Origin of the sequence: Mesorhizobium sp. M7D.F.Ca.US.004.03.1.1 (genome assembly GCF_003998635.1) — a bacterium.
Lineage (GTDB): Bacteria > Pseudomonadota > Alphaproteobacteria > Rhizobiales > Rhizobiaceae > Mesorhizobium > Mesorhizobium loti.
In genome coordinates this window covers 1-5,334 of the sequence record NZ_RZQG01000396.1, presented here as the reverse complement: position 1 = coordinate 5,334, position 5,334 = coordinate 1, and the positions used below count along the sequence as shown (strand labels likewise).

The window sequence follows — 5,334 nt, the reverse complement described above, 5'->3', positions numbered from 1 at the left end:
TGGTCGAACTGTTCACCAGCCAGGGCTGCAATTCCTGTCCGCCGGCCGATGCGTTGTTCGCCGAACTTGTCGCCAAGGAGGACATCGTCGCGCTCGCCTATCATGTCGACTACTGGGACTATCTCGGCTGGCAGGACACGCTGAGCCGCAAGGAGAACACCGAGCGGCAATATGACTATATGCGTGCCTTCGGCAGCCGCTCCGTCTACACGCCGCAGGCCGTCATCAACGGCCGCGTCCACGTCAACGGCGCCAGCCGCGGCGAGGTCGATGGCGCGCTCGCCCGCATGGCCAAGAGCGGCGAAGGCATGCGCGTCGCCATCAAGGTCAGCCGCACCAGCGACCGGGTGATGATCGACGCCGGCGATGCCGGTAGCGGCCCCAGTGACGCCCATGTCGTCATCGTCTATTTCGACCCCCCGCAGACGGTCAAGATCGGTGAGGGAGAGAACAACGGCCGCAAGATGACCTACTGGAATGCGGTCACCGGCATCCAGACCGCCGGCATGTGGCACGGCAAGGCGCAGCGCTACGAACTGCCGATGAGCGAGATTGCCAAGAAGGGCGGCTGCGCCGTGCTGCTGCAGTCGGTCGGCAAGGACGGCATGCCCGGTCCCATTCTTGGCGCTGCGTTCATCCACAAGCCGTAACAGAATCGCTGAAACGACCCTGCCTTCGTCATCCTAGGGAGAAGCAGGAGCGAAGCTCCGTCGCGGAGACCCCAATAAAAAACCGACGTCAGCTTGCTTCTGACGTCGGTCATTTAGGTTTTGGGATCGTCGCACCCGGTTCTTCCGAGGAAGAGCCGAGGTTGGTTCGATCCGACGCAGACCCGTGGGCGGGGGGCTTGGGGTTTACGAGCCGGTGCCGGACCGAACCGTCTCAGGCAACGCCGGTAAATTCGTCGGACATTGGGGCATGAGCGCGGATAAAAAAAGGCAGAAATGTGGCGAAGCATCACCAATTCCAACACGGCGTTTCATAAAAGTGACTGGACGTGGCGGAAACAGCGCGGCGCCGCTGTGCTTCGCCGGGTCTTGCAATTCAGCTGCGAACACGCCAACTTTGGCTGGCAAAGATTCATTTTGAAGGATCGAGGCATGACCGATGACAGCGGCGGGACGGGGGATGGTGACGCATCCGCAATATTGATCCCGCTGCACGAGGCGCGACGCGAGCGCCTTGATCAGCCGGTGCGGTTCGACCGGCGCGAGCTGGATCAGATCCTCAGACTCTACGGACGCATGGTCGCCGCCAATGAATGGCGCGACTACGCTATCGATCATCTCACCGACCGCGCTGTGTTTTCCGTGTTCCGCCGCACCAGCGAAGTGCCGCTGTTCCAGATCGTCAAGGATCCGAAACTGGCCCGCAAGCAGGGCGCCTTTGCCGTCATTGCCGCCGGCGGCCGCATCTTGAAGCGCGGCCAGGAACTCGGCCGCGTGCTTGGGATTTTCGACAGCAAGTTGAAAGTGGTCGAGGCCTGAGGGGAATTGGAGCAGGAGAATTGAAGAACTGGAGAATTGATGAGTTGAAGAAAAGGCCCGCAACGATATATATAGCCGCTGTTTCTTTTATTCTTCAGTTCATCAATTCTTCAATTCCTCAGTTCATTTCCCTCCAAGGCCCTCGCGGAACTTCCGCTCCGGCAGCGATTCGGGATCGGGCGGCGTCACTGCCCCGCCATTCAGCGACAGCTGCATGAACACCGTGTCCAGCCAGCGTCCGTGCTTGTAGCCGGAGCCTTCCAGGCGGCCTGAATGGCGAAAGCCGAGCTTTTCGTGCAGCCGCACCGAGGCGCTGTCGGGACGGCCATCGCCGATCACCGCGATGATCTGGCGGAAGCCCGCGCCCCGCACCGCCTCGATCAGCTGCTGCATCAGCAACAAGCCAACGCCCTGGCCCTTCGCCCAGGGCGCGATATAGACCGAATCCTCGACGATGAAGCGGTAGGCCGGACGCGGCCGGAAGGCACCGGCATAGGCGTAGCCAAGAACGGCGCCATCCTTCTCCGCCACCAGATAAGGAAATCCGCCGGCCATCAAACTATCGAATCGAGTGCCCATCTCCGCTCGGCTGGGTGGCTCCAGCTCATAGCTCGCCGTGCCTTGAGTCACCGCGTCGGCATAGATGTCCGTGATTCGGTCAAGGTCGGCCACCGTCGCGGGTCGAATCGTAATACTGCTCATAATTTATGCATGCCATTTCTCTGCTCGCAATAACAGCAAAGACCGGCACAAAAGAAAAGGGCGGCCGTTGGGCCGCCCTTTTGGAATTCGATGGTCCAGTCAGATCATGAGCCGGACAAAACCTAGCGGCGATCGCCCATGAACTGCAGCAGGAACATGAACAGGTTGATGAAGTCGAGATAGAGCCTCAGCGCACCCATGATCGCCTTGCGGCCAGCGACATCCGAGGCGTCGCCATCGAAGTACATTTCCTTGATCTTCTGCGTGTCATAGGCGGTGAGGCCCGAGAAGATCAGCACGCCGATCGCCGAAACGGCGAAGGACAGGGCCGACGACTGCAGGAAGATGTTGATGACCATGGCGATGATCAGACCGAACACGCCCATGATCAAGAACGAGCCCATCGCGGTCAGGTCGCGCTTGGTCGTGTAGCCGTAGAGCGACAGCGCGCCGAAGGCCGCTGCGGTGGCGAAGAAGGTCTGCGAAATGCTGGCCGCCGTGTAGACCAGGAAGATCGACGACAGCGACAGGCCGACGAGGCCGGCATAGACCCAGAACGTCGTCTGCGCCGCCGCAACGCTCATCGACTGGACCCGGAACGACAGGAACAGCACCGCGGCCAGCGGGGCAAAGATCACCACCCAGCGCAGCGGCGAGCCGAAGATCGCGTAGCCGAACGAGGTCAGCATCTCGCCGCTTGGCAGCGTCGCGACAGCCGAAGCCGGATCGGTGGTGGTGGCCAGCATGATCGTGCCGACAGCGGCAAGACCGGTGATGAGGAGGCCAAGCCCCATCAGATTGTAGACCTTGATCATGTAGGCGCGCAGGCCCTGATCGATGTCAGCACCGACGCCGACGCCGGGCACGGCGCGCGTCTGGTAGTTGCGAATGGGATCAGCCATTGTAGTCCTCTATTGCTTCTGCCCCGTCCGGTGTCAGGCCCAGTCGGAATAAATCCACCGGACCCAGGCGCCGCTGGCAGGGCTCCAGCATGCCTGTGGCGAAATATGATGGTTATTCGCGTCAAGAACAAGACCGTAACCGGATGTAACGGTTCGTGAGACAACGAAGTGCCGATTCCTCGGCTTTCCGGACGGCATTCTTACCAAGATTTAATCCAGGGTGGCCATTGCGGACCTAAGGTCACAGGTTGCGCAGCACGGGTGCTGCCTTCTGGCCAAGCACCCGCCAGGTGCCGGCGAGGCCGATGCCGACCGTGATCACCAGCGAGAACAGAATGGTCGCCACCGCCACCTCGGGCATGAAATGCGACGGCAATGTCATGATGCGCGCGACGACGAACCAGGCAGCGGCACTGCCTGCCGCCAGCGCGAAGATCGCGGTGGCGAGCCCGATCAGCATGTATTCGAGCGAGAAGGCCGCGATCAGCGTCCTGCGTGTCGCGCCCAGCGTCTTCAGCACCACCGCGTCATGGATGCGCGCCCGGTTACCGGCGGCAAGCGCGCCGGCCAGCACCAGCACCGAAGCGATCAGCGCCACGCCGGCCGCCGCCCGGATCGCCGTACCGAGCTGCCCGACCAGCCGGTTGACGACATCGAGCGCATCCTTGACCCGGACCGACGTCACCGCCGGGAAGGCGCGGGTGACGGCATTGAGGATACGAGCGTCGTCCGCCGTCGAGGCATTCTTTTCGGTCAACGTCGCCATCCAGCCATGCGGGGCGCCTGCGAATGTGTTGGGCGAGAACACCATGACGAAATTGATGCCCATCGTCTCCCATTCGACCTGGCGGAAATTGGCGATCCTGGCCGTGACATTGCGGCCGAGCACATTGACGGTGATGGTGTCGCCGAGCTTCAGCCCGATCTCCTTGCCTTCTTGCGCCGAAAACGAGACCAGCGGCTCGCCGCTATACTTGTCCGGCCACCAGCTGCCCTCGGTCAGCGTCGTGTTTTCCGGCTGCCTGGCGTCATAGGTCAGGCCACGATCACCCTTCAGCACCCAGGCGCCTGCCGCCGGCACCTTCACCTTGTCGACATCGACACCGTTCAGCGCCATCACCCGGCCGCGCAGCATGGGCACCTTGGCCAGCGTTCCCCGCGGTGCCTCCTTGCCGATCAGCGCGGAGAAGGAATCGACATCGCTGCTCTGGATGTCGACGAAGAAGAAGTTCGGCGCCCGCTCCGGCAAGCTGCCGGAGATCTGGCGCCGCAGATTGCCGTCGATCAGCGCCAGCGTCACCAGCAGCGTCAGCCCGAGCCCCAGCGACAGCACCACCGATGGCGTCAGTGCGCCGGGCCGATGGATGTTGCCGACGGCGAGCCGCAGCGCCACGAAGCGCACACGCGGGCTCTTCCTGGCCGCCCATTGCACCAGCGCGCCGACAAGGCGCAGCACCAGGAAAGCGAAGATGGTGGCGCAGACGAAGATCGAGGCGATGCGCTGGTCGCCCGAGAACAGAATTGCCAGCGCCGCCAGCAAGAGCGCGATGCCGATGGCCGCCACGACATAGACCGGGCGCGGCAAGCCACGGCCTTCCAGCCCCATCTCGCGAAACAGCGCGGTGGCCGGCACGTCGCGAGCGCGGCCGAGCGGCAGCAAAGCGAAGGCCAGCGTCACCAGCAGGCCGAACAGCGCCGCCATGCCGAGCGCGCCGGGATAGAAGCCGCCTTGCGCCGGCACCGGAATGACGGACTGAAGTGCGGCACTCGCCGCGAATGGCATCAGCGCCCCCAGCACAAGTCCCAGGATGATGCCGAGTGCGGCTATGATCAGGATCTGCACGAGGTAGACGGCAAAGACGAAGCCGCCCGAAGCGCCCAGGCTCTTGAAAGTGGCGATGACGCCGCGCTTGCCGTCGAGATATGCGCGCACCGCATTGGCGACGCCAACACCGCCGACCACCAGCGCCGTCAGCCCGACCAGGGTCAGGAACTGCGAGAAGCGTTCGATGTTGGACGACAGCGCGGGAGCGGCGTTGCTGCGCGTGCGGATCGACCAGCCGGCCTCGGGAAAATCGCTGGCCGCCTGATCCTGGATGGCCTTGAGCCGCGCCTCGTCGGCGTCCGCCGGCAGCCGGATCTTGTAGGCATTCTCGACCAGGCTGCCCGGCTGGACCAGTCCGGTGGCCGCCAGCCCTTCGGTCGAGATCATCAGCCTCGGCGCGAAGCCGAAACCGTCGGAC

Annotated in this window: 5 protein-coding genes; 2 read left to right on the top strand and 3 right to left on the bottom strand. The window is 63.2% G+C overall.

Annotated features, from left to right (window positions below; genetic code table 11):
* Both EN935_RS20885 and EN935_RS20880 read left to right on the top strand, forming a co-directional pair.
* A partial coding sequence (locus EN935_RS20885; protein WP_127373574.1) for a thioredoxin family protein occupies nt 1-650 on the top strand: 650 nt, incomplete at its 5' end.
* A 450-nt stretch (nt 651-1,100) separates the two neighbouring features.
* Nucleotides 1,101-1,487 carry a DUF2794 domain-containing protein gene (locus tag EN935_RS20880; protein ID WP_109665336.1) on the top strand — a complete coding sequence of 129 codons (387 nt, stop codon included), beginning with the start codon at nt 1,101-1,103 and terminating at the stop codon, nt 1,485-1,487.
* 123 nt (nt 1,488-1,610) lie between these two features.
* Here EN935_RS20880 and EN935_RS20875 read toward each other — a convergent pair whose 3' ends face one another.
* The 3 genes from EN935_RS20875 to EN935_RS20865 form a co-directional block, all read right to left on the bottom strand.
* On the bottom strand, nt 1,611-2,189 hold the full coding sequence (locus tag EN935_RS20875) for a GNAT family N-acetyltransferase (RefSeq protein ID WP_109663749.1): 579 nt from the start codon (nt 2,187-2,189) through the stop codon (nt 1,611-1,613).
* A gap of 122 nt (nt 2,190-2,311) precedes the next feature.
* Entirely contained in the window at nt 2,312-3,091 is a 780-nt protein-coding gene (locus EN935_RS20870) for a Bax inhibitor-1/YccA family protein (protein ID WP_109663747.1), read from the bottom strand.
* Nucleotides 3,092-3,332: 241 nt separating this feature from the next.
* Nucleotides 3,333-5,334: ABC transporter permease (locus tag EN935_RS20865; RefSeq protein ID WP_164771233.1), on the bottom strand; the 2,002-nt coding region annotated here is incomplete at its 5' end.

Bases quoted from the DNA above. Each gene is read 5' to 3' on its own strand.
- EN935_RS20880 (WP_109665336.1), top strand. From the start codon at position 1,101: ATGACCGATGACAGCGGCGGGACGGGGGATGGTGACGCATCCGCAATA.
- EN935_RS20875 (WP_109663749.1), bottom strand. From the start codon at position 2,189: ATGAGCAGTATTACGATTCGACCCGCGACGGTGGCCGACCTTGACCGA.
- EN935_RS20870 (WP_109663747.1), bottom strand. From the start codon at position 3,091: ATGGCTGATCCCATTCGCAACTACCAGACGCGCGCCGTGCCCGGCGTC.